General features: G+C 35.9%; 32 protein-coding genes. 11 read left to right on the top strand and 21 right to left on the bottom strand.

Annotation, left to right across the window (positions count from 1 at the left end):
• Positions 1-23: 23 nt before the first annotated feature.
• From pepA to JFT95_RS22355, 5 genes are all read right to left on the bottom strand, one after another.
• Positions 24-1,508 carry a cytosol aminopeptidase gene (pepA, locus tag JFT95_RS22335; protein WP_002129705.1) on the bottom strand — a complete coding sequence of 495 codons (1,485 nt, stop codon included), beginning with the start codon at positions 1,506-1,508 and terminating at the stop codon, positions 24-26.
• A 205-nt stretch (positions 1,509-1,713) separates the two neighbouring features.
• Entirely contained in the window at positions 1,714-2,340 is a 627-nt protein-coding gene (locus JFT95_RS22340) for a 3D domain-containing protein (RefSeq protein WP_002129706.1), read from the bottom strand.
• Positions 2,341-2,426: 86 nt separating this feature from the next.
• A complete protein-coding gene (locus JFT95_RS22345) occupies positions 2,427-2,744 on the bottom strand; it encodes a YuiB family protein (protein WP_002089308.1) in 318 nt (105 codons plus the stop codon).
• The gene (locus JFT95_RS22350; protein WP_002015875.1) at positions 2,741-3,247 is read right to left on the bottom strand and encodes an NUDIX hydrolase; all 507 of its coding nucleotides are present in this window, start codon (positions 3,245-3,247) and stop codon (positions 2,741-2,743) included. The genes JFT95_RS22345 and JFT95_RS22350 overlap by 4 nt, the downstream gene beginning before the upstream one ends.
• A 120-nt stretch (positions 3,248-3,367) precedes the next feature.
• Complete coding sequence (locus JFT95_RS22355; protein WP_002067919.1) at positions 3,368-4,576, bottom strand: NAD(P)/FAD-dependent oxidoreductase; 1,209 nt, start codon at positions 4,574-4,576, stop codon at positions 3,368-3,370.
• Between the two features lie 461 nt (positions 4,577-5,037).
• Here JFT95_RS22355 and JFT95_RS22360 point away from each other — a divergent pair, with 461 nt between their 5' ends.
• From JFT95_RS22360 to JFT95_RS22370, 3 genes are all read left to right on the top strand, one after another.
• Positions 5,038-6,027, top strand: coding sequence for an NAD(P)/FAD-dependent oxidoreductase (locus tag JFT95_RS22360; RefSeq protein WP_201053275.1), 990 nt, complete (start codon positions 5,038-5,040; stop codon positions 6,025-6,027).
• 165 nt (positions 6,028-6,192) lie between these two features.
• Positions 6,193-6,669, top strand: coding sequence for a GyrI-like domain-containing protein (locus JFT95_RS22365; protein ID WP_002167457.1), 477 nt, complete (start codon positions 6,193-6,195; stop codon positions 6,667-6,669).
• 328 nt (positions 6,670-6,997) lie between these two features.
• Positions 6,998-8,245 carry an MFS transporter gene (locus tag JFT95_RS22370; RefSeq protein WP_002034542.1) on the top strand — a complete coding sequence of 416 codons (1,248 nt, stop codon included), beginning with the start codon at positions 6,998-7,000 and terminating at the stop codon, positions 8,243-8,245.
• Positions 8,246-8,262: 17 nt separating this feature from the next.
• Here the strand turns inward: JFT95_RS22370 and JFT95_RS22375 are convergent, their stop codons facing one another.
• A complete protein-coding gene (locus JFT95_RS22375) occupies positions 8,263-9,144 on the bottom strand; it encodes a helix-turn-helix domain-containing protein (RefSeq protein ID WP_201053276.1) in 882 nt (293 codons plus the stop codon).
• A 170-nt stretch (positions 9,145-9,314) separates the two neighbouring features.
• Here JFT95_RS22375 and JFT95_RS22380 point away from each other — a divergent pair, with 170 nt between their 5' ends.
• Entirely contained in the window at positions 9,315-9,776 is a 462-nt protein-coding gene (locus JFT95_RS22380) for a 2-thiouracil desulfurase family protein (protein ID WP_002089319.1), read from the top strand.
• A gap of 30 nt (positions 9,777-9,806) precedes the next feature.
• Here the strand turns inward: JFT95_RS22380 and JFT95_RS22385 are convergent, their stop codons facing one another.
• From JFT95_RS22385 to JFT95_RS22410, 7 genes are all read right to left on the bottom strand, one after another.
• Positions 9,807-10,160, bottom strand: a complete 354-nt coding sequence (locus tag JFT95_RS22385; protein WP_061690102.1) for a YxeA family protein — start codon at positions 10,158-10,160, stop codon at positions 9,807-9,809.
• 177 nt (positions 10,161-10,337) lie between these two features.
• Complete coding sequence (locus JFT95_RS29665; RefSeq protein WP_088040355.1) at positions 10,338-10,523, bottom strand: hypothetical protein; 186 nt, start codon at positions 10,521-10,523, stop codon at positions 10,338-10,340.
• 32 nt (positions 10,524-10,555) lie between these two features.
• A complete protein-coding gene (locus JFT95_RS22390) occupies positions 10,556-10,747 on the bottom strand; it encodes a hypothetical protein (RefSeq protein WP_002166530.1) in 192 nt (63 codons plus the stop codon).
• 87 nt (positions 10,748-10,834) lie between these two features.
• Positions 10,835-11,593: a hypothetical protein gene (locus JFT95_RS22395; protein ID WP_088040356.1), complete on the bottom strand. Its 759-nt coding sequence runs from the start codon at positions 11,591-11,593 to the stop codon at positions 10,835-10,837.
• Between the two features lie 268 nt (positions 11,594-11,861).
• Positions 11,862-12,215, bottom strand: a complete 354-nt coding sequence (locus JFT95_RS22400) for a HesB/IscA family protein (protein ID WP_002034566.1) — start codon at positions 12,213-12,215, stop codon at positions 11,862-11,864.
• Positions 12,216-12,256: 41 nt separating this feature from the next.
• Entirely contained in the window at positions 12,257-13,123 is an 867-nt protein-coding gene (gene dapF / locus JFT95_RS22405) for a diaminopimelate epimerase (RefSeq protein WP_002015893.1), read from the bottom strand.
• A gap of 327 nt (positions 13,124-13,450) precedes the next feature.
• Positions 13,451-13,690: a YuzB family protein gene (locus JFT95_RS22410; RefSeq protein WP_002015892.1), complete on the bottom strand. Its 240-nt coding sequence runs from the start codon at positions 13,688-13,690 to the stop codon at positions 13,451-13,453.
• Positions 13,691-14,118: 428 nt separating this feature from the next.
• Here JFT95_RS22410 and JFT95_RS22415 point away from each other — a divergent pair, with 428 nt between their 5' ends.
• From JFT95_RS22415 to JFT95_RS22425, 3 genes are all read left to right on the top strand, one after another.
• A complete protein-coding gene (locus JFT95_RS22415) occupies positions 14,119-15,189 on the top strand; it encodes an NAD(P)/FAD-dependent oxidoreductase (protein ID WP_201053277.1) in 1,071 nt (356 codons plus the stop codon).
• A gap of 268 nt (positions 15,190-15,457) precedes the next feature.
• The gene (locus JFT95_RS22420) at positions 15,458-16,117 is read left to right on the top strand and encodes an ABC transporter ATP-binding protein (protein ID WP_088040357.1); all 660 of its coding nucleotides are present in this window, start codon (positions 15,458-15,460) and stop codon (positions 16,115-16,117) included.
• Complete coding sequence (locus JFT95_RS22425; protein WP_201053278.1) at positions 16,101-16,895, top strand: ABC transporter permease; 795 nt, start codon at positions 16,101-16,103, stop codon at positions 16,893-16,895. The genes JFT95_RS22420 and JFT95_RS22425 overlap by 17 nt, the downstream gene beginning before the upstream one ends.
• 50 nt (positions 16,896-16,945) lie before the next feature.
• On the opposite strand, the gene phnA is transcribed toward JFT95_RS22425, so the two are convergent.
• From phnA to JFT95_RS22440, 3 genes are all read right to left on the bottom strand, one after another.
• Positions 16,946-17,287, bottom strand: coding sequence for an alkylphosphonate utilization operon protein PhnA (gene phnA / locus JFT95_RS22430; RefSeq protein WP_002089332.1), 342 nt, complete (start codon positions 17,285-17,287; stop codon positions 16,946-16,948).
• A 281-nt stretch (positions 17,288-17,568) separates the two neighbouring features.
• Positions 17,569-18,351 (bottom strand): DUF2628 domain-containing protein, encoded by a 783-nt coding sequence (locus JFT95_RS22435; RefSeq protein ID WP_207192378.1) that lies wholly within the window; start codon positions 18,349-18,351, stop codon positions 17,569-17,571.
• A gap of 344 nt (positions 18,352-18,695) precedes the next feature.
• A complete protein-coding gene (locus JFT95_RS22440) occupies positions 18,696-19,070 on the bottom strand; it encodes a hypothetical protein (protein ID WP_061673650.1) in 375 nt (124 codons plus the stop codon).
• Positions 19,071-19,158: 88 nt separating this feature from the next.
• On the opposite strand from JFT95_RS22440, the gene JFT95_RS22445 reads away from it, so the two are divergent.
• Positions 19,159-19,629 carry an SMI1/KNR4 family protein gene (locus JFT95_RS22445; protein WP_113709191.1) on the top strand — a complete coding sequence of 157 codons (471 nt, stop codon included), beginning with the start codon at positions 19,159-19,161 and terminating at the stop codon, positions 19,627-19,629.
• A 153-nt stretch (positions 19,630-19,782) separates the two neighbouring features.
• A complete protein-coding gene (locus tag JFT95_RS22450) occupies positions 19,783-20,376 on the top strand; it encodes a DUF4304 domain-containing protein (protein ID WP_201053686.1) in 594 nt (197 codons plus the stop codon).
• 2 nt (positions 20,377-20,378) lie between these two features.
• On the opposite strand, the gene JFT95_RS22455 is transcribed toward JFT95_RS22450, so the two are convergent.
• The 5 genes from JFT95_RS22455 to JFT95_RS22475 all read right to left on the bottom strand — a co-directional run bounded on the left by JFT95_RS22455 (position 20,379) and on the right by JFT95_RS22475 (position 23,907).
• The gene (locus JFT95_RS22455; protein ID WP_201053281.1) at positions 20,379-21,182 is read right to left on the bottom strand and encodes a leucine-rich repeat domain-containing protein; all 804 of its coding nucleotides are present in this window, start codon (positions 21,180-21,182) and stop codon (positions 20,379-20,381) included.
• A gap of 11 nt (positions 21,183-21,193) precedes the next feature.
• Positions 21,194-21,862 carry a hypothetical protein gene (locus JFT95_RS22460; RefSeq protein WP_201053283.1) on the bottom strand — a complete coding sequence of 223 codons (669 nt, stop codon included), beginning with the start codon at positions 21,860-21,862 and terminating at the stop codon, positions 21,194-21,196.
• 113 nt (positions 21,863-21,975) lie between these two features.
• Positions 21,976-22,653, bottom strand: a complete 678-nt coding sequence (locus JFT95_RS22465) for a CPBP family intramembrane glutamic endopeptidase (protein WP_151305059.1) — start codon at positions 22,651-22,653, stop codon at positions 21,976-21,978.
• 98 nt (positions 22,654-22,751) lie between these two features.
• Positions 22,752-23,546, bottom strand: coding sequence for an aminoglycoside adenylyltransferase domain-containing protein (locus JFT95_RS22470; protein WP_201053285.1), 795 nt, complete (start codon positions 23,544-23,546; stop codon positions 22,752-22,754).
• A 52-nt stretch (positions 23,547-23,598) separates the two neighbouring features.
• Positions 23,599-23,907 (bottom strand): YuzD family protein, encoded by a 309-nt coding sequence (locus tag JFT95_RS22475; protein WP_000248590.1) that lies wholly within the window; start codon positions 23,905-23,907, stop codon positions 23,599-23,601.
• 206 nt (positions 23,908-24,113) lie between these two features.
• Here JFT95_RS22475 and JFT95_RS22480 point away from each other — a divergent pair, with 206 nt between their 5' ends.
• Together JFT95_RS22480 and JFT95_RS22485 are read left to right on the top strand one after the other, a co-directional pair.
• Positions 24,114-24,350, top strand: coding sequence for a NifU family protein (locus tag JFT95_RS22480; RefSeq protein WP_000431159.1), 237 nt, complete (start codon positions 24,114-24,116; stop codon positions 24,348-24,350).
• Between the two features lie 189 nt (positions 24,351-24,539).
• Positions 24,540-24,755, top strand: a complete 216-nt coding sequence (locus JFT95_RS22485; protein ID WP_001137788.1) for a hypothetical protein — start codon at positions 24,540-24,542, stop codon at positions 24,753-24,755.
• The last annotated feature ends 30 nt before the right edge of the window (positions 24,756-24,785 follow it).

Consider the following 24,785-nt stretch of genomic DNA (forward strand, 5'->3'; position numbering starts at 1 on the left):
TGAGACAGCCCTTTCTTCAAAAATTATTCTTCTCCGAAACGCTCAACAAGTGTTGCAAGTGTACGCACCATTGCACCTGTTGCTCCAGATGGTCCTAAATCATGTGCTCCTGATGTTTCAGATGTTCCAGCGATGTCTAAGTGTACCCATGGTGTTTCTTCTGCAAATTCACCAAGGAATGTCCCAGCCATAACCGCATGTCCTTCACGGCCTGGTGAGTTATTTAAATCAGCAAATTTACTGTTTTTGACACGTTCTTTATCACGTTCAAAAATCGGCAATTGCCAAATTGGCTCATCCGTTTCCATAGAAGCCTCTAACACTTGTTCAAACAATTCTTCATTATTTGTCATCGCGCCTGTTGTATGATTTCCAAGTGCAACAATTACACCGCCTGTTAATGTTGCAACATCAACTAAGTAATTTGCGCCAAGTTTCTTCGCATACGTAATACCGTCAGCTAACGCTAGGCGACCTTCTGCATCTGTATTTAATACTTCAATTGTTTTTCCGCTCATAGATGTAATAACATCATCTGGCTTAAATGCTGTACCACTTACAACGTTGTCAGTTGATGGAATAACAGCAATTACATTTTGCTCTGGACGAAGTTCACCGATGATCTCCATCGCGCCAAGAACAGCTGCAGCTCCGCCCATATCACCTTTCATACCAACCATGCCTTCACGTGGTTTTAAAGAATAACCGCCTGTATCATATGTAATCCCTTTTCCAACAAATCCAATTACATCTTTCCACTCTTCTTTTCCTTTATAAATAAGAGCAATCATTTTTGGCGGTTCAGTAGATCCTTGGTTTACTGCAAGTAATGCACCCATACCAAGCTCTTCCATCTCTTCTTTCTCAAGAACCTTATAATCCATATCGTATTTTTCTGCTAATTCAACTGCATACTCAGCAAGCTTTGTCGCTGTTAATACGTTTGGCGGCATATTTACAAGCGTACGAGCTGAATTCGTTGCACGTCCATGTACGTATCCTACAGTTAATGCTGCTTCAATTTCTTGTGCATCTTCTGCTGTAATAGCCGTAAACTTCTCTAATTCTACACGATCCTTTTTATCTGTTTTATACGTTTGTAATTCATATGTACCAAGACCTTGTACTTCTGCCGCAATATGAGCTACATCAATCGCATCTAATTTATCTGTCACGAAAGAATCAAGTAAGATTGCTGCATCTTGTACTTTTGCTGCTTGTAATGCTTTAAACGCCTTACCAAGAGCAGCACGTAACGTTTCCGTTGTATATGACTCTTTCTTACCTAAACCAACAAAATAATAACGTTTAACATTTGTTTTTCCTAAGCTATGTACTTTTGAAATGGCTTTCTTCTTAGTTGAAAGTTCTTTTTCTTCTAATAAAACTTGTAATTGTCCTTCAAACGCTTTATCCAGTTCTTGTACAAAGCTACTCTTTTTATCTTCTTCAAATAAGGCAACAATTACCGCTTCATGACTTACTAATTCTTTTTGTACTTGAAACATGTTCAGACCCCCTAAATTTCTCTACGTCCATTATAACTTTATTTTCGATAAAATGCGACAATTCTAAATTCTGTTATTTCATATAAAGTGAAACTTTAATCAGTGGGGGTTTTACCGGCCGCAAATAGCAGGATAAAGATGCTATCTCCAATATCTTCTATGGTGAAATAAGACAAGAAAAAAGTCTAGCGTTATTGCCACTAGACTATCTTTGTTTTAAATATTGTCCACGAAACACTTGCATCGTTTCGTCTTGATTTAACATCGTTAACTCTTCTTCCGAAAACTTGCCATTTCCTATTTTCACTATATACACATTTACTTTTTTCTTACCCCATTGGCTATAAACATCTTTCACCGTATCATAATATAAATCGAGACGATTTCCTTTTATAGCACCGCCCTTATCAGCTACAACACCATATCCGTAACCTGGCACGAATAGAATTGTCCCAAGCGGGAATACGCGTAAATCGGCAGCGATTGTGGAATATAAATCCCTTTTTGCTTTAACACCTGAATATGTAATGCCATACTCTGGATGCCCCGGCCTCTTTCCAGTCGACTCTATACCTGATGTATAACCAGTTGCAGTCATTTCTATAACACGATATTTAGACCAGTCATTTGCCTGCTCTAAAGCATTTATCACTTCTTTACTCGGAGCAACTTTTTTCTCAATTTCTGCTGCATGTACTTCTTTTACACTTGTTCCTTCATATAATTTTATAATCTCTAATAAAGAAACTCCTGTGAAAGCCTGCCATGTTACGCATAATGCGAATGCAAGTAAACAAGTCATCATAATGCGAATACAATATCGTTTTAACATTTTTATATTCCACACTCCTTCATCGTTAATCATTCCCTATACGATGAAGGAATATGCAAAAAAATAATCTCCAAATTGATTGGAGATTAAAACATTTGATATCCACTTTTTCGAAGTTTTTTAATTATGATTCCTGCTAAAGCAGCACCTACTAATCCAGTAGATAGAATAAACACATCTGCGTGTCCTAAATGCGATACACTTGTCCCAAATGAAGAAAATGTTTCTTTTGGCTTTGAAAAATAGTCCCATACACTCGCTTTATTAATAATAAGCATACAAATAATCGGATATACAATAACCATTACCCACGTAGCTCGCAAAATCATGTTGAGTAAAAATCCAATTCCAAAAAATAAAATAAAGAACAACATCATTGAAATAAGTAGTACCGGTATACTCACTTCTTCTCCCTCTCTTTCGCATACGCCGTAAACACATGATAAGCCGTATAACCAAATTGCTCTCCTGGATTTAATGTTTTGTCCATTTCAAAATGCGACTCTGCTCTTCCTTCTAATAAATATTTGATGAGTACAGAAGTATTTTGATCATCTGCAATATTTTCTGGATGTAAAAAAGCTACTTCCGACAATTCTTTCTCCTGTACGATAACGTCTTCTCCCTCTGGCTCTAGAAGAAAAATAATCATATTATCACTAATTTCATTATGAATAACACCTGAGCGAATACCAATAATCCCCTTTACATGAGCAACAATGCCTGTCTCTTCCAAAATTTCACGTTTCACAGCTTCATCAACAGTCTCGCCTTCATTAACAAAACCAGCAGGTAAAGACCATTGCCCTTTCAATCCACCGTATTTTTTCTTAACGAATAGCCATCTCCCATCTTCTGTAGCTACTAAGCCACTGACAGCTAACCACACTTTCCCTCGCTTCCCCATGATATAACCTCCTCCATCAAAACGAACAGAATATTCTTTCTTTTTTATATATTATACTATATTTTCAATACGAAAAAAGCAGAAACAGCTCATAGCCGTTTCTGCTTTTTCTACTATATATTAAAAGAACTTCAATTTACCTTTTTTAAGAACTAATAAAGGTCCGCCTAGTAAGAATAAGTAACGGTTGTCGATTACTTTCTTCATGAATGAAGCTTTCCAACCTGTTAACTTTTTACCCATAACAACGCCCATTGCATCGTCATGACCTAATGAACATACAGATCCTTTATTATCAAATGCGAACTTTTTCATTTCACCTTTGCCGCGAACTAACACAGTTAAATTGTGTGCAATATTATAACCTTCTTGAATTGCAATCTGTGCTGTTGGTGGGTATGGACGGTTAATCTCTTCGTTGATGATTAACGCTGCATCACCAACCATGAATACATCTTCATGACCTGGAGCGTGCATGTACTCATCCACTTTAATACGTCCGCGCATTGCTTCAAATCCAGACTCTTCCACAATACCATTACCACGAACACCTGCAGCCCAAACTACAGTTTCAGATTTAAGAAGTTCAGCATCATCACCGTTGGCAACGATAATACCTTCTTCAGTTGCTTCCTTAATTGCTGTACCGATGCGGAATTCTACACCTTTTTTCTCAAGTTGTTTTACAGCGTACTCTACTAATGCTGGATCGAAACCAGGAAGTGCTGTTGGAGCAGCTTCTACACAGATGATACGTGCTTTTTCACGTGGAACATCGTACTCTTTGCAAAGTTCAGGAATACGATTTGCAAGCTCACCTACGTACTCGATACCAGTAAATCCAGCGCCACCAACAACGATTGTTACTAACTCATCACGTTTTTCAGTCGCATATTGAGCGAATTTTTCTTCCATATGCTCACGAATTTGACGAGTTGCATTAATGTTAGTGATTGAGAATGCATGCTCTTTTAATCCTTTAATTCCGAACGTTTCTGATTCGAAACCAAGACCGATTACTAAGTAATCATACTCTAATTCACCATCTTTTAAGATAATACGTTTTTCAGCAGCTTTAATCTCTACTACTGTATCTTGTACAAAGTTCACTTTATTTGTATCGATAACGTCTTGAATATCTAGACAGATTTTATCATCTTGTAATGTACCAGCTGCACTCTCATGTAACCAAGTTGCTTGGTAGTGATAGCTGTTGTTGTTTACTAACGTAATTTCAGCTTCACTTACAGATAATGTTTTTTGCAGACGAACAGTCGTAATCATCCCGCCATAACCTGCACCTAAAACTACGATTTTTGGAGTCTTCACTAAATCACAACCCTTTTCTTTATATAATAGTAATAAAAAATAATACCAAGTACTAAAAACTCTATTTGTCAAGAATGTGGAATTTATCACATTCTATATCATAACAAAACGCAGTCAAAAAATCGTACGAAATTTGTCATAGAAATTTAACATAATACTTCCCTATATTAGTCGGTTTCATTCCATAATTCAAGCACCTAGAGAATTATCGATATTTTAAAATAACATAGCGTTTTCAAGGATTTTTTAGCCTTTTTTTCATGTATTTTCCTTCCGTTGTATTTTATACGATTCTAAAACATCTATACGCAAACTTACTTATTATTCAGTCGTTTTCAGAAGTATTATTAACTGAAATATGCTATCATTTATTTGAAAGTGTCATCATTTGCAGGATTTTCGTGTACATATGAACAATATATGAAATCAATATTAAAATTCCATCTATAGGGGGAATGAAAGTGACAGAAAATCAAAAAGTTTACGACATAACGATTATTGGTGGTGGCCCAACAGGACTATTCACTGCATTTTATGGCGGAATGAGACAAGCAAGTGTAAAAATCATTGAAAGCTTACCTCAACTTGGAGGGCAATTATCCGCACTATATCCCGAAAAATATATTTATGATGTAGCTGGATTCCCAAAAGTGCGTGCACAAGAGTTAGTTGATAACTTAAAAGAGCAAATGCAAAAGTTCGATCCAACTATTTGCTTAGAAGAAGCTGTTGATACGCTTGAAAAACAAGCTGACGGTATATTTAAACTTGTTACAAATAAACAAACTCACTACTCTAAATCTGTCATCATTACTGCTGGCAATGGTGCTTTCCAACCACGCCGCTTAGAATTAGAAGGCACAGCAAAATACGAAAAGAAAAACTTACATTATTTCGTTGATGATATGAATAAATTTGCTGGAAAACGCGTCGTTGTATTCGGCGGCGGTGACTCAGCAGTAGATTGGACAATGATGTTAGAAACGATCGCGGACAAAGTTACAATTGTTCATCGCCGTGATAAATTCCGTGCACATGAACATAGCGTAGAAAGCTTAATGAATTCCCGTGCAGAAGTAAGCACACCTTACGTTCCAGTTGAACTCATCGGTGATGACACGATTGAACAAGTTGTCCTTCAGCACGTAAAAACAGAAGAAAAAGTTATCATCGATGTTGATGACGTAATCGTAAACTATGGCTTCGTTTCTTCGCTTGGTCCAATTAAAAATTGGGACTTAGATATTCAAAAGAACAGCATCCTCGTGAACTCAAAAATGGAAACAAATATTCCTGGCATTTACGCTGCTGGTGACATTTGTACATATGAAGGAAAAGTAAAACTCATTGCTTGCGGCTTTGGTGAAGCACCGACAGCAGTAAACAATGCAAAAGCTTACTTCGATCCAAACGCAAAACTTCAACCAATGCATAGCTCAAGTATGTTTTAATATAGAAACGAAAAGAACTCCTTTTACATGAAAGGAGTTCTTTTCATACTCTCTCTTTTTCCTAACTAAAATACATCGCAATTTGATAAAAAACACTACTTCTTTCCAAAATATGTTACAATAAAACAGAACGTACGTTTCATTTAATAAAGGGAGGTTTTATTAATGAAAGAACCTATTATCGTAAAAAAAGAAGCTTTCCAAGCAATCGGTGTTTCTATTACAACTACAAACGAAAAAGAAGCATCAAATGAAGGAAAGATTCCGGTGCTTTGGAATCGCTACTTCCAAGAAAAAATCATGCATCAAATTCCAAATCAACAAACAAAAGAAACATTCGCTTTCTACTCAAACTACGAATCGGATGAAACTGGTACATATCAATTTACTATCGGCATGCCTGTTTCTTCATTAGAAGAAGTTCCTGAAAATATGACAACCTTAACAATACCTGCTGCTACGTATGCGGTATTTACAACGAGAAAAGGTCCTGTGTCTGAAGTCGTTTGTGAAGCTTGGGAATATATTTGGCAATGGTCGAAAGAAAACACACGTGCTTTTACAGCAGACTTTGAGCTTTATGACGAAAGTGCAGTTGATCCAAATAACGTACAATTGGATATTTATATTGCTTTAGCCTGAATGACAAAAAAGAAGATACCCTTTGGTATCTTCTTTTTTGTCGTTAAATAGCCACTGTGCAAATTCATTATTATTGTCTACAATGAGAAAGTGCAGTATAGAACTATTAGAAACTGTATAAAGTGAAACTATGCTCAGTGGGGGTTTTGTTCATCCCCCACTGAGTATTAGCCTTCACCAATCGGGTGGTTACGGGCAGCCCGACTCCCGCCTAACTTCTTTGCTCTAGCCAAATTTTGAGGTGGGAGTTTTACTGCCCGTTAACGCGGGATAAAACGATTGTTAATAGGTTTTTCAGTCTAAAATCGGTACATAGAAAGGAAGCAATATGGAGGAACTACAACAAAATAAATCTGCTTTAGAAGGAAGCGGAAAACCGTTATTAAAAAATACGAACTTCCTTTTTCTTTGGGCAGCTACTCTCTTTTCAAGTTTTGCTTTAGCCTTTTTTACTTTTTCACAAACATGGTACATAGCAAAAACATTAAACCTTGAGGCTTCACTCGGTATTGTTTTCGTGGCTCTTAGTGTTCCAAGACTCATCTTTATGATTATCGGCGGTGCATTAGCTGATAAATTCCCGAAAAAAAATATTATGTTTTACTCTAATATTATTCGCGCTATTCTTGTCGCAACCATTCTCACCTGGTTCATCGTCGGTGATGTAACACTATATACATTTGCTTTGTTTGCTTTGTTCTTCGGACTTGCTGACGCTTTCTTCTGGTCAGCAGATGGATCTATTCTGCCTGAACTTGTAGAAAAAAGCCGTTTAACACAAGCAAATTCACTTACTCAAATGACAAACCAAGGATCGGTCATCTTGGGCCCTGTACTTGGCGGTATTCTCATTAAATTTACGAACTATGAAACAATCTTTTCAATTACAATCCTGCTACTCATTATCGCAGCGATACTCGTTCAAAAAATACAATTTACAGTACCCGAAAAAAATGAAACAGATAAAGGCATGTTTACTTCTATTAAAGAGGGAATTTCATATGTAAAAGAATCACCATTTCTTTCAACTTTCCTTATATGTAGCGCCTTTTTAAATTTATTTTTAATCGGCCCAATGCAAGTAGGCTTCCCGCTCTTCGTCAAAAACGTTCTGCACGGTGATTCACTTCAGTTTAGTTACTTAGAAGCGTCTGTTGGCGGCGGGATGGCGATAGGAGCTGTCATTGTCGGATTAAAAAACATTAACCGCAGACGTGGTCTATTTTGTATTATCATGATGCTACTGTCTGGTGTATTCTTCCTAGCCATCAACTTTAGCACCGTACTTTGGCAAGCGTTATTAGCTGGAATGTTTTACGGTATTACAATTGCGATGGCTATCGTTCCACTTATGGCGATGATTCAATCAACAGTAAAAGAAGAGATGATGGGACGCGTTATGAGCTTACTCATGCTTTCATCGATGGGATTCATTCCGCTCTCTTACGCATTTACATCGCTTGCACTTGGGATAGGCATTCCAATTGTAACGGTTATGAAAAGCGGTGCAATCGCTGTTATCGTCTTTGTACTATTTGTAGCAATTCGTGTTCCAGTTGTAAGAAAGTTCGATTAGCTACTTGGAGTCATGTATTATACGCATGGCTCTTTTTTAAATGGATCGAATAACGGTATTCCCTTACTTCTCCTTAATGCCGCTCCCCACTCTAATCCAATTTCTAAAAATAAATCTCGCATCGTACTATACAATAGTGCTCCAACATCTTTACGAATTTCTCCGTACTTATACGCTCTCACAACACTTTTCACCCTCCAAATTAAATTTCCATACGCTTCTTCATCAGCTAATATCCCCTCTAATAAAGCACCTTGCTCTAGTAATCCGCTCTTTTTATAAGCAAGTTCCACCTTACTCCAAAATATATTAATCTTCTTCGGATTACTCGTCATCGGCACCAGTGCATATATAAAAGGCTTCGGTATATCGTGACGACAATACGTTTCATCAAGCTCGTACGTTACTTTTCTTTTATCTTTTATTTGTGGAATGTTTTTAGAAAGAATTGTTTCCTCCTCATTTTTTTGCTCGTTTCCACTACAGCCATCTGTACGATCATCACTTTCACATGCGGACATTTTCATACGGTCATCCATGCGGTCAATTGCAGATTTAAGAAATACATATAAGTTTGCACTATATCCCCCGCGCTTATATCTTTCTTTTGTCGCAACACGTTTTATAATCCCTAGTTCCTCTAACTTTGCAATCGAGCGGCGTACTGTACGAATACTCTTTCCAACATTTGTAGCAATCGTCTCCATTAACGGACAAGCAACTCCCACTGTTTTCTGTTTCTCATTCACTGCATACTTTCCTAAAAAATGAATAATGATAGAATCCGTTTTATTCAAGTGAAATCGATAGCACTTCAAAACTTGTTTTTGATATGTATTAAACTCTTCTTTACTTCGAAATTGACTATATGGTTTCATTAAATTATATAAGCTTCCCATTTTTATCACCTCACTTATAGGTAAGAAATAGGAAGAGAAATTGGCGTGATATTTAATATTTTTTATCCCGCATTAACGGGCAGTAAGAGCCCGATTGGTTCAACTAATAATCAGTGGGGGATGGACAAAACCCCCACTGATTAAATTTTCACTTTATTGGAGATGAAAATATGATTGTAATTAGTGCTTGTTTAGGTGGTATTGCTTGTCGTTATGACGGTAACGATAACCTCGTTTCACAAATAGAAGAGTTATTACAGAGGGAAGATACCATCCTTGTTTGTCCCGAAGTATTAGGCGGTTTACCAACACCACGCCCTTCTGCTGAAATTATCGGCGGTAATGGCGATGATGTTTTAGATGGAAAAGCAAAAGTAATGACGAAAGAAGGACAAGATGTCACGGAAGCTTTCGTACGTGGTGCTTATAAAGCATTAGAACAAATAAAAGATTTAAACCCAGAATATATAATTTTAAAAGAACGCAGTCCATCTTGTGGTAGTTCTACTATTTACACAGGGGAATTTAACGGCAATAAACAAACTGGTTACGGAGTGACAACTGCTTTATTTAAAAGACACGGATTTAAAGTCATTTCAGAAGAGGATTTTGAAAGTAAAAAAAGGAATTGACCCTGTTCGTCAATTCCTTTTCCATCTGTCTTATTTCACACCTAATTTTTCTTTCACTTTCGCAGGAAGCTCGTCTTTCTTCACTTCTTCCCAAGCAGATACACCCTTTTTATCTGAATGATATACACGTAGGAATGCTTCTTTACGAAGATTTTTTTGCGCTATGAATTCTAATTCTTTCTCTTTACCGTCTTTATCAAAACCAGTTAGTTTATATTCGTAATCTTTAAACTTCTCACCATTATCAGCTTTACTATGATATTCTTTTCCATCTACTGTAATTTGAACGTAATACTCATCTTTACCCATACGGTTTAAATCACAGCCAACTAATAGGCTTGCAAATACGACTAAAATACTAAAAAGTGCAATATATCTTTTCAATTCCTTCACCTCATATGTTTTTCTTATATTGTTATTTTAAAGCCTAAACTTTAAAGAAGAAATTCAAAAACATGACATAAACATTACACTTTTGTAAGATAGTAAATTAAAACTTTAATCAGTGTTTTTTCATTGAAAACGTTATTGACACTCATCTAGCCTAGTCATGACAATCTATTAACGCCAATAACGTCTTCCACGCCAATTTTTCCACTTGTCACGAATCTTATCACGTAATTTCCTTATACCGCTTATTACACCTTCTATTACGCACTCTATTATGATATCTATTACAATGTAACTTACAAATCTAGTTATAGGTTTAATCACATATCTCCTTACGAATTCAAAAACATCGTCAATCTTGCGTCCCCTCCCGCTCGTACAAAAAACTGCTACTTCCCATTCTTTTTGCGCAATCTACGTTCTGTTACAACCGCTGCGCCTACTGCAGTAGCTATCAACAAAAATAGTACGGCGATAGCGTCCACAATGAGGCTATTGAATTTGGATGAAACCCCAACAAATACTAACGCTATCGTTAATACTGCTAGCATAATTATCGTTATCTTATCTTCGTTCATCATTGTCCTCTCCGATTACTCACGGTTCTCTCTCCAAGACTTTATAAAGCCACTGACAACTTTACTGCAATTGTTCCCGTAATTAATTTATTATCGTTGTAATCCATCTTCTACTACCTGCGTAACAGTTCCATTCGGTTCGAATATTACACGTAATGTTCCTTCGCCGCCATAACCGGTATAGCCGTATACTGAATACGATTTATATTTCTCAATCATACGTGGCTGTCCAATCGCAGCTTTTACTTGATTCGCAGGCATACCTTTTTTGATTTTCAAATAGTGATTATAGTCTACTTCCGCCGAATCGTTATTTACATCTTTATACCACGGTACGCGGTCGTTTTTTTCTTCATATTCCTTTACAGGCTCTTCACTGCTTTTCGTAGATACCTGACTCTCTTTATCCGCATCCTTTATAGCAGTGCGTTCAATATTAACAACGTAACCATATGTATTTAATTCAACCATAATTTCATATGTACCATCCGTATCCTTTTCAGTATAAAACACGCGTTTTTCCTTGTTATTATAATGTTTTATGTTCTCACCACCGTAGTCAATCGTATTAAGAATATCCGTATATGTCATGCCTTCCTCAATCTTTTCGGCTTCGTCACGAGAAATATAACGCTTCTGTGATGATGTAGCGTCCTCATATTTAATGCTGTCACGTTCGCTCGTAGTCATAGGGGTTTCCTTCTGTTCTTTTAGTACTTCCGCTTCCGATTTCACCTGTTGCTTTGCTCCCGCTTTTGTTAACACGTCTGTATCGTTAGAACAAGCTCCAAATATTGATGCTGTAACCAACGTCATCCCTAATACCAGTACTTTCTTAAATGACTTCATTGTAATTCCTCCGGTAGTTTTTAATTTCTAGTAATCAGCGTATTTTAATTAATATGGAACGAGTCAGTTCTATACAATTTGATATGGCCTGCACCTTCATGCATCCTCTTTATCCTTCTTCTTGCATATATTCGTTATCTTTGTCATGCTCTTTTTCTTTTTAGCGCAAAAGAAAAGACCTTCTTAACGATTTGGTTTCATCGCTAAGAAGGTCTTTATATGCAACCTACCCATTCAATTTCCACTTAGAATAAAGGGATGAAAAAACTTAGCAATCTTCTGGCTTACCAGCATTCGATGCTGTACGGAAAGATGATCCGCATCCACATGATGCGATCGCGTTTGGATTGTCGATTGTGAATCCGCCGCCAAGCATAGATTGCTTATAGTCAACTTTCACTCCCTTTACAATCGGAGCACTTTCTTTATCGATAACAAATTCAACACCGAAAAACTCAAGAACTGTGTCGTCTTCTTTTGGTTCTACTTCAAATCCTAAGCCGTAAGAAAGACCACTACATCCGCCGCCATGTACAGCAAGGCGCACGTACTTCTCTCCATCTTCAGCATCTTTTAACATATCTTTAATTTGAAAAGCTGCTTGTTCTGTTACTTCAATCATGAAATACACCATCCTTTCTGTTCTCATTCTATTATACATCTTTACGCTTCTATCTTGTACTCATACACTCCGCGGCAAATTATTTCCGCAGGTCCTTTCATTAATACATTTCCTTCTTCTGTCCATGCGATCATTAAGTCGCCGCCTGCTAAGTGAACCGTAATTTCTTTACCGTGTTCCATTTTCCCATTTAAAATTGCCGCAACGACAGCTGCGCATGCTCCTGTCCCGCAAGCTTGTGTTACACCAGACCCTCGTTCCCAAACGCGGAAATTCATCTCTTCATCATTCAAAATCTCGATAAATTCAACATTCACTCGCTCTGGGAACATTTCATGCGTCTCAAGAACCGGTCCTAACGTTGTAAGAGGCGCTTTTTCTACATCATCAACAAAAATAACCGCATGTGGATTCCCCATTGAAACAGCTGTAAATGCATAACGGTGATTATTGTATAAGAAGTTTTCACGAATAAATGGTGTTTCTCCTTCACCAAGCATCGGTATCTCTTCACGTGTTAAACGAGGTGCTCCCATGTCGATTTTCGCTAATGTAACTTTGTCATCTTCTACCGTTACTTCTGCCGTAACAATACCAGCTAACGTTTCAATTGTGAAAACTTTACCTTCTACTAGTTTATGCTCATACGCATATTTCGCTACGCAGCGTAAACCATTTCCACAGCTCTTTCCTTCTGAACCATCGTTATTAAACATGCGCATTTTTACTGGTGCCACGTCAGAAGGACAAATTAAAATCATTCCATCTGCACCAATACCAGTATTAATATTTGAAACCTTTTCCGCTACAATTGCTAAATCTTCTTCTCTAATTTGTTCCTCAAACATATTTACATATATATAACTATTTCCAAGACCATGCATTTTTGTAAAAGAAAATTGGCTCATTTTTATTCACTCCAAAAATAATTTATTATTTCAAGTATAAAATGCATGCTTTTAGAACACAATATGAATGTCCCCCGTTTCTCATATTTGACAGTGTTTTGGCAATAAGCCGTTCTTACACAAATCGTGTAAGAAAAAAGCCCTTCTAAAAGGGCTTTTTTTTTCGAAATAAACACTCCTAATAAAGTGAAACTTTAATCAGTGTGGGACGGGCAACAGGGCTTCAACCTAACTTCTTTGCTTCAGCTGAATTTTGAGGTGGGAGTCTTACTGCCCGCAAATAGCGGGATAAATGAAAAAAGAAAAACGTTGCCTGTTTGCAACGCTTTAAAACATTGGATTTTCATCCATATAATCATATACATTATTTACAAGTTCTTCTACTGTTGCACCTTGTACCACTTCACCATTTACAAGTGCAAATGGACCTTCAAAACAGATACCACAATATCCTAAACAACCATATTCCATTACGTCTAAATTAGGATCTTTTTCTAATTTTTCTAAAGCTGCTTGCGAACCGCTTGCAAGGTTACCTACACAAAATTCGATTAATGGTTTAATCAAAACTCTCTCCCCCCTGTATCTCTAAACAAATTACCATTTACTTTATATGGTATGTGCATACCTAATTTGCGAAACGGATAAGTAACCCTCTCTACTTGTTACCATTCCACTTTATTTATAAGAAGGAAACTAAGCTGTTTCTTGTTGTTTTCGTTATATATTCTAAACTATTTGGTTACTTCACTATTTCACTTCATAATAGATAGTCTTCTTTATATAACATACTACTCATAATGAAATAGTAAATAGTAACTAGAAAATGAAAACCATTTACTTTACTTTTCTTCTTATTGTACAACAGAGTATTCATTCATGCATTGTTATTTGTTCACAAATTCGATATAATTTGATTGTGTAAAGTCAAAATATTTTATTAATATAAAATTGTATGATTAGGGGATATTTCAACAGAAAAGGGGTAATCCATCATGAAACACCTCGTACTACTAGGTGGTGGCTACGGTGGAATGAGAATTCTGCAGCGGCTACTTCCAAGCAACCAACTTCCAGATGATGTACAAGTGACATTAATCGACAAAGTACCATATCATTGCTTTAAAACTGAATATTATGCATTAGTTGCGGGTACAATTTCAGAAACGCATATTCGCATACCGTTTCCTGAGCACCCACGTCTCAATATTCAATACGGAACAGTAACAAATATTGACCTCGAAACGAAAGCCATTCATCTCGATGGCGGTGAAACGATTCAATATGATGATTTAATTATCGGGCTTGGCTGTGAAGATAAATATCATAACGTTCCTGGGGCAAAGGAATATACACATAGCCTACAATCAATTGAACAAACACGTAAGACATATGAACAATTAAATAGCTTAGAACCAAATGCAACAGTAGCTGTCGTTGGGGCTGGTTTAAGCGGCGTTGAAGTGGCAAGTGAACTTCGCGAAAGCCGTTCAGATTTAAAAATCTATTTATTTGATCGAAAAGATAGAATTTTATTCCCATATCCAGAGAAATTAAGTAGATACGTAGAAGAATGGTTTGTAAAACATAAAGTTACCATTATACGAAACTCTAACATTACAAAAGTGGAACCAAACATTGTATACAACCATGATGAACCACTTGAATGTGATGCAATCGTCTGGACAGCTGGTATTCAAGCAAATGAAGTTGTTCGAAACCTTCCAGTAGAACAAGATGGTAGTGGACGGGTTGTTTTAACTAAATATCACAATATTCCAAATAATGAGCACGTTTATGTCGTAGGAGATTGTGCAGCACTTCCACACGCACCATCTGCTCAACTTGCTGAAGGTCAAGGAGAACAAATTGTCCGAATATTATTAAAACGTTGGAATAATGAACCCCTTCCTGATGAACTGCCTGTTATTAAATTAAAAGGTGTTCTCGGTTCTCTCGGCAAAAAACACGGATTTGGTTTACTAGCAAACCAACCATTAATGGGACGTGTACCGAGATTATTAAAATCCGGTCTTCTTTGGATGTACAAATATCATAACGGTTAATACTTTAAAGGCTGCCTACATAGTAGACAGCCTTTTTCTATTCATTTTTTGTAACTACTCAGTCACTCTATGAAAAACCGACAGAAAAGCATTTTTTTAAATGGTCGAGAGGGACTGGCTATGTATAGTATAGGATCGGTCAGTGCCTTTTCCTGCCACGCGCAAAGTTTTAAAACAAAGAAAAAAGATGTTCCTTCTAAAGAGACTTTATTTTTCTATTTCCCTCTCTTTTTGATACGATATAACTAGAATCAGAAAGGAGCAATTTATGTTTATATTAAAAGACATCACATATAAAGATATTCTACACATTCCTTATTTACAGATTCAAAAAGAAAAAACAACTTGTATTATCGGTGAAAGTGGTAGTGGTAAAAGCACATTACTTCGCATGTTAAACGATTTACAATCACCAACATCTGGCACAATTGAATATAACGGAAAATCTATTTTAGATTATCCTCCCATTCAATTACGCCGTGAAGTTGTCATGCTCGGACAAACTCCGCCTATTTTTGATGGAACAATTAAAGATAATTTATTAATGGGACTTCGATTTTCTGAAAAGCCATTTCCAAATGAAGACGCCCTGCAAGGCGCCTTAACGACTGTTAGCCTAGATAAAAAATTAGAAGATAACGCCTCTTCTTTATCGGGTGGCGAAAAACAAAGACTTGCTTTCGCTCGTATTATACTAATGGATCCGCCCGTCTATTTATTAGATGAACCAACTTCGGCACTAGATGGTGACACAGAACGCCGCGTTATGAAACAATTCACTCTACTGGCAAAAGAAAAGAAAAAAACAGTTATCTTCATCACGCACTCGCAACAACTTCCAGAAGAAATCGCAGACGATATTATTGAAATTAGTAAAACAAACGGTGCAACTAGAAAGGAAGTGCTATCAATTGAAGGGCGTTATTGAACTACAAATTTGGCAACTTGCAGCTGCATATATTTTCATCCTTATTTTAATCGGGCTTGTGAAATTAAAAGGAATACCGCGTGAGAAACAAATTACAATTGCTACATTACGTATGACAATTCAGCTCGTACTAGTCGCATATGTTCTTACATACATATTTGAAAATAGTAATCCGTTTTATACAATAGCTCTCATTACTTCTATTACTACATTTGCGATTTTCAATATTTATAAACGAGTTAATATTCCAATGTCAAAAGAATTAAAACGAGTAGCCGCCCTCTCCATGATTGCTGGATCACTTGGCCCTCTTCTACTATTTATCTTTGTCATTATCGGACACGATCCTTGGTATGCTCCGCAGTATATCGTTCCTATTGCCGGCATGCTAATCGGTAACGCTATGACAGGTATTTGCCTCGGGGCAAACACCTTTTTAAACAGTATGAAATCACAAAGAGACCATATTGAAGGTGCACTTATGCTTGGCGCAACTCCAAAACAAGCAGCTGCTCCGCTCATACGGGACGCTTTCGATTCTGCTATTTTACCAACAATTAATTCCATGGTCGGAATGGGAATTATAAGTCTTCCAGGCATGATGACAGGACAAATTTTATCCGGTGTATCACCATTTACAGCTATCCAATATCAAATTGCGATTATACTTGGCATTTCTGGAAGTACAGCTTTCTCTGTTATTATCTTCTTACAGCTTGGGTATAAAACGTTCTTTAATAAGCGGTGCCAGTTGAAAGAAGTTGACGTACAATCATAAAAAAGACGCTCTGCAAGTTACTTACAGAGCGTCTTTTTTCTTTGCTAATCTTACGCTTTCTTAACGAACTGTGATTTTAACTTCATAGCTCCGAAACCATCGATTTTACAATCAATATCGTGATCTCCCTCAACTAGACGGATACTCTTTACTTTCGTACCAATCTTTACAACTGAAGAAGTTCCTTTTACTTTTAAATCTTTAATTACAGTAACAGCATCGCCATCTTGAAGAACGTTTCCGTTCGCATCTTTTACAACTTTTGCACCATCATTACTTTCAGCTTCCGCTTCTTGACCCCACTCATGGGCACATTCTGGACATACGAAAAGAGCGCCATCCTCATACGTATATTCTGAATTACATTTTGGACAATTTGGTAAAGTAGCCATAAATTCATTTCCTCCGTTCATTATTTATACGTAAAAATCAAATTTGATTTTTACATCTCGATAAATAAAATTTGTATAGCATTTCTTTATAGTGCCATAGTCTTACGTTATTGACAAGCCTACCTGGAATTCTCATTTTTTATTGTATTTTACAAAATTTCAATTCGTATGGTGTTTGTTTACTAATGTTTTTCTCTTCTTGTTACATATCCTTTCTCATAAATAAAAAGAAGAATCTTCATTAGACTCTTCTTTTTGCGATACATCATTATCTATTTATATTAATACCAGGCATTTTCTTCAATATAAAATTGATACTCTTCTGCTTCTTCTTCATTTAACTTTTTATCGTTTAAATAAATTTCTTTCCATTCAAATCTCTGTTTATCTAAATACACAGCGAACTTAATCTTTACATCCTTTTTTTCCTCATAATCATAACCAGTAAATTCTACTATATCAAAACGTCCTTCTTTTTTTACATACGTCCATTTTGGATCATCAGTAAAAACTTCCAATGTAATCCCTTCATCACTTAAACGAACTACATCTTTTATATTCGGTTCCGTCGGTAAATACGATAACCCATAACCAGCTGCACCAAATACTACAAATAATAACGCATTTAATCCAAGCATAATCCCAACATGAGTGCCACCCTTTGTTTGGAAGTAATAATTGTGTTGTGCATCAGATAACTCTTTTGCCTTATGTAAAACGCGAACTATATGCTTGTAATATAAACGATTCCCTTGCCATCCAGTAAATAGCATAGTTCCGAAATAAACAATAAAATCGATCCACATCGGGATATCTATAAAAACAGAGGTAATTAAAGTAGGAACTCCTACTAATGCAATAATAATAAATAATTTATACATCTTGCGATAAGCTAACCACAATAATGGGAAGAAAAAGGCTATCCAGTTCCAACTATTTCCCTTCTCGGGATCTTTTGCTTTCCCCCACTTAAAGTCGTAATATGCAGTATTATTTCTCACAACTTTATGTAACTCTTTAGGAGCTATCACTTCCTGTAAAACAGTGTCCTTCACGTACATCATCCTTCTCTTATTTCTATATAACTTTATTGTATATCTATAAAAAGAAGGAATCTAACAAAAAATAGTTATATTTCATAAAAATGAACAAAAATCGAATACATTCCGACAATTATCCATTCTATATTCCATTTTACTATTAAATATATTAGAATACTCATATATAAGACATTTAATACACTATGTTAAACATCTTATATATTCGCAAAAAAGGATGTATCAAAATCATTTTGACACACCCTTCTCCTATTAAACTACTATTGTAATATAACCTAGCCTAAAATCTCGACTTAAGAGACTTCACAAATTAGCTCTCTACTATTTCAAACATATTTCCACTTACACAACTATCCCACATTACCCTTCACTTTCTCAATAACATCTTCTATACGTTTAGCTATACATTCTGGCTCCCAATCTCCCTCACCATGCATAGCTGTATAAACCGGACAATTCTCATTATTACTATCTACAAAGATCGGGTCTCCGAGATACGAATCTATCCCAATTACAATCCACCCGTCTTTCCAATCTCCCTCTTCATTTCCAACTAAGCTTTGCCCTTCATCATCAAAGCTATAACCAAGTTGCCCTTCTTCTATTTCTTCACTATTAAATAATTCTATTGTCATTGGTTCAAATTCACACTCTAACTCAATTTCATTATCCTCAGCGCGATCTACATGTGCTAACAGTTGTTTAATTTTATTGTGGTTAATCATAAGATTTTCTCCCTCTATTGCGCAATTTTTTAATTAACTATAATATACAAAATAAAGTTTATAAAACTATTATTTGAGGTGACCAAATATGAAGACTACACTTTGGGCAGAAGATGACTATTTAAAATTAGCACCTATTAACGACGAACTAATAAAAAAAGCAGAAGAAGTACTAAACGTAAAGCTCCCAGAATCGTACATAAATCTTCTAAAAGAACAAAACGGAGGAACTCTTCGATTAGATGCTCACCCTACTTCAGAGCCAAATTCTTGGGCAGACGATCACGTTAATGTTTCTGGATTATATGGCATTTCTTTTGATGAAAATGAGTCTAGTATTTTAGAGAGCCATTATTTAATTCAGGAATGGGACATGCCTGAGAATATCGTGCTTTTATCTGGTGACGGACATACGTGGATTGCACTAGACTATCGAAACGTAGCTGAAAATCCTCCAGTTATATTTATCGATAATGAGTTTGAGGAAATTATTGAATTAGCACCTAATTTTGAAAGCTTCTTACAAAACTTAACTACATACAATTATGATGAAGAATAAACCTATCTCTAAAGGAGTACACACTGGTGCAAGATTTCATTATAAAGTGAAGGCTAATAATCAGTGGGGGTTTTACGGGCAGTTGATCTCCCGTCTAACTCCCTCGCATTCGCCGAATTTTGAAGTGAGAGTCTTACTGCCCGTTAATGCGGGATAAATTTACACGCTGCTTTAAAACCACTTGGATTTAAGAAGAAAAGACATACATTTTCCAAAGCTGATAACGGATTTTATAAGATCATTCATATACAAAAAAGCCAGTTTGGAGATGATTTCTATATAAATATAGGTGTTCATCCAATTGGTCTCCCGCAACTTATTACGGACCAATTACAAGTAAAAGAAAACATCTCAATATTCGATTGCATTCTACGAACAAGGATAGAGCCTATACATATGAAACAGAACCAGTTATTACATAATGTTTCACATGAAACTATCGACATTCCGAATTACCTTTCTACTATTTTCGACTGGTTTCAAACGTGGGCTTCATATAAAAATTTAATAAAAACAACTATACATTCCATAACTCCTGTACTAGCTGTCGTTCCAATATTACAAGAAAAAGCGTTTCTGCTTCTTACCTGTTTCTCTTTCTACAAATTAAAACAGTACGAACAAGCTAATCGCTACTTACAGCAATATTTGCATTGTGCTGTTCATCTTAATACCGAGGAGAAAGAGCCAGTCTTCTTTCATGAAGTTGATATGTATATGAAAAAACTAGTAGAAAGTGCAATGTAACTTCACATTGTACCTTCTACTAGTTCTTTATATTCCTCTTGTAACTTTTTAAATTGATCTTCATACTTTTGCATCTTTACCGTATCTGTTTTCGAATTAAGGATTGGTCTTCTTCTCCCAATCACCATTATATTCTTTCCCTCTATTGCATCGTTCATATATACGTAAGGTCTGAAAAATTCACATTTCGTATATGGCAATGCTACAGATAATTTTGCATACTCTTCCACCTTAAATTGATTAGATAAACTTAACTCTCGTAAATTTTTCAATTGGATCAAAGGTTCTAACGAATCATCTTTAACCTTTAAGTTCATAAGAGTAAGTTTTTTTAAATGCTGTAATGCAACGAATGGTTGTAAAGTTTGTACTTTCATTGCTGTATTTATCCCACCGCCCATGTAAAAGGTATTGAGTTGCGGACACTTACTTAAAGCACTTAAATCTTCTAGCTTAGAAAAATCATCAATTAATAAGGATTTGAGTTTTTTATTATACGCGATATCCCATAACGTCTTCGCTTTTGTATTCCAGCACATATACAACTGTTGTAAATCTGATAACTTCTGAAGGCCACTTAAATCCTCTACCCGCATTTCGTAAACATATAATATATCGGGACGAGCATACGAAAGAATATGTTCAAACTGTTTTTGATTTACTGCGAAAATCCATAATTTCTTAACTTGTAAAGATGCTAGTCGTTCTATATTTTTTGTTTTCCCCTCAATCGCTAATTCTTCTAAATTAGCAATAACATTTTCCAAGTCCTTTATAATCCTCGGCTGCTCACCAATCGGAAACATTTTATCCTCTCCTACAACTCCCAAGTAACATTCAGTTCTTCAAACGACTCCTTACTAACTTCCAATCCTTCACTATCATCCGTTCCGATCATCGCCACTTCTTCTTTAGACAACATCATTTCCTCGTTTGGATTTTTGATTTTTCTCTCATACACGAGTTGTAAAAGCTCTATTTGCTCTTCTGTCAGCTCATATTCTTCTTCTAATCTTTCTATTGCTGATTGCAGATCAAGTAGTGGGATTTCTAATAAGAATCCGCCATGCTCTTCCATCTCTTCAAATGAATCAATTGAATACGCACCGCTCTCCTCAATCCAAAACGCCGCTGTAATGAACGGCACTGTTTCGCCCTCCACTTCTTCTAATACGTATTGAAGTGCTTCTTCTTTAGCAATTTCTATCACTTCCGAAGGTGCCCCTTCAAAATAATTTTCCGCATCAATCCACTCATCAATTCTCTCACTATTCACATCTTGAAGACATACGATTGTGTACTTCGAATCAAAAGTAATTGTCCCTCTTCCGCCTTGACTATCTTGCATACTATAGTTAAATCCATCCCATGAACTTTCATGTGAGAAATCAGGAGCATGTGCTACAAAAATTGCATCTGCAATCGACTTTAAGATGCAACCTCTCCATAATTGTTCTTTGTCTATATGTAATTTATATTTACTCATCGTCTTCCCCCATACACATATTTTTTCTATTATCTTTCCTCTACATAATACTTGTAAAGCCTTTTCTACCTACTGCAAAATAGGAAAGACGCCCTTTTCAAAAAGGCGTCTTTTTACATTTGAAAATTTACTAATATAAAAAATGAATTATTTAATAAATGAATTCCCCATGGAACGAGTAAATTATTTGTTTTCTTATATGTGTAGGCTAAACATACACCTATACCAAAAATATATAACATACTACCTAAAGTAAGGGGATGACCTAAAGTAAATATAAAAGCACTTATAACAATACTAGTAAGTGTAGAGAAGCGCTGAGATAATTTCGTGAAAAATATCCCCCGAAATAAAAGTTCTTCCCAAATCGGTGCAAAAATGGTGAGTACAACTACGTATAAAATGATTTCACTTATAGTAGGCTCTATTACTATATTTGACTCATCCACACTAAGCCCCTGTGGTAAAACTAAATTTAATACCGCAAGATATATAAGCAGTATGATCATCGTCATTACTATTGTTACATAATGTTTAAAATTATTGAACTGTAGTGATTTTACTAGCTGTGAACAATACTTTCTTGCTGGTGCATACATTACAATAATCGTACAAAACGTAAAGGGTGGGATAAGATGGTCTACATACCATGGATATAATGAGGAGTCATATAAAAAGTTCAAAAAACCCATTCCATGCATTACCCCAAAAGTAATTATTATAATGCTAATTACTTCGAGCATACTCATTTGTATATTCTTTTCTTCATATGTAGCTAATTCTGTGTTCATCCTATCTCCTCCAGTATAATTAAACCTTTTAAACCATTATATACCAATTTTAATGCAAAAACAGACGATACAATTTACTGTATCGTCTGTTTTTTCCCCTACCATTTCTCTCTACATGCTTCAATTAAATGCAGCAAATACTGCTTCGTCATATCAGCCCGTCTCCAACGAGAGAACTTTTTCTTTTCTTCTGGATTATGCCGCATTCGCTCTACCTCTTTCAATAAAGGCTCCCATTCTTTCGCTGAACGTTCTAATAAATATTGCAATCCTCTATCTTTTGAAACGATTGTTTTATGATCTAACGTATATAAAATGCGTCCCATCGTAACGACTGCTGATTCCACCCATTCTTCTATAAAAAATAAATAGGGTCTCTTCGCTTTTTCACTCCAGTACTGTTCTACGTTGTATTTCATTGTATTTACTACATGGTCCCATTGTATTTGGAGAGGAAGGTCTTCTGCTTCTTTCCCGGTAACTGTAATACCTTGATTTTTCAATGTCCACCATGTTACCGCGTTAATATCCCAATGACCAATATCAGCCTTACCATCTGCACAATATACGTACTCATTCATTTCATGATTGTATTTCCCTAAGTCAGCAAGCGGAATATACATACCATCCATTCTTTTACCTAACGTACTTTTACTAATTTTTTTATGCAGTTCTATAATTTGTTGTTTTTCAGCTCCATTCACGGAATCACTTATTACCGTAACAAAATCAACATCGCTCGTTTCTATATGAAATGCTCCTAACGCGATTGATCCGTAAATATATACCCCGACTATTTTTTCATCCGAAAAAATTCCTTTTAATTCTACTATGTACTGCTCCATTAATTGCTTTACTTCTTCTGGTAAAACTTGTTTTATTCCATTCTCCACATCTATCCCTCCATTAAAAAAAGCCTTTGCAAATTCGCAAAGACTCCCTGCTTTATAAATATTTCTCGATTTCTTCGTAAACATCCTTCAAACGAGGATTTCCTTCTCCAACAATCTCTCCATTCACAAGAACGACTGGATAAAATAAATCTTCTTCTACTACGCGCTCTGCGAATGCTTTTTTATCTTCATCTTCTTGTTCTTCTTGAAAATCAATATACTCGAAATTAAATTTATTTTCTTGTCCTTCATATTTACGACCAATCGCCGCTTGTAACCACTCAAACGTTTCTGTTGAAGATGGCATTCCGACGCAACTCGCACAAATCACTTTCGTCCCATACACTTGCACATTAACCATTTCTTCTCCCCCACTTCTTGCCCTAACAGTATATTCAGATACCTTAGTACACAAGCACATCATTTTACAAACTTATTCCATACCCCTATACTGAAAAAACACGTTGTACACACGATATAATATTTTGACAATAAAACAAGAAGAGAAAAAATAGATTTTCCCCTCTATCTTGATTATAATAAAACTGATGAAAGGAGTCGATAAAAATGGAAAACCCACATATGCAAGAACAAGTACTAGAGGTATTAGATAAATTACGTCCATTCTTACTTCGCGATGGCGGAGACGTTGAATTAGTAGACATTGAAGAAGGTATCGTAAAATTACGCCTTATGGGTGCATGCGGAAGCTGCCCAAGTTCTACAATCACACTAAAAGCTGGTATCGAACGCGCATTACTTGAAGAAGTACCAGGCGTTATTGAAGTAGAACAAGTATTTTAATTAAAAGCGGAAGCGGCTCGTTCAGAATCGCTTCCTAGAAAGAGACCCAAATGGGTCTCTTTTTTTATTCAAATAACACTTCCCCTTTAACATCATAAAACAAAATTGGAAATCCTTCTCAAAAAGTGCGATAATTAATACTATAGAATCGTTCACACATATACAGAAAAAAACATAGGGGGACGACACATGCCAAGAATGGGGAACACTTTCTTAACAATTCAAGAACTAGAAAAGAAAAAAGAGTATTTATTAGACCTTTCATCCGTTATACCAACATGGAATGCAAGTTATCAATTTTTATTTAAAGAAATCCAGCAAGAATTATTGAGTAAAGTAAATGAAAAAATCGAAAGACATCAATTCATTTTAAATATATGTGCAGATCAACAGGTAGGAGCATAATGTATTACATACAATTGTGATATATAAAAA

It is taken from the genome of Bacillus sp. TH17, from assembly GCF_016651125.1.
GTDB lineage: Bacteria > Bacillota > Bacilli > Bacillales > Bacillaceae_G > Bacillus_A > Bacillus_A mycoides.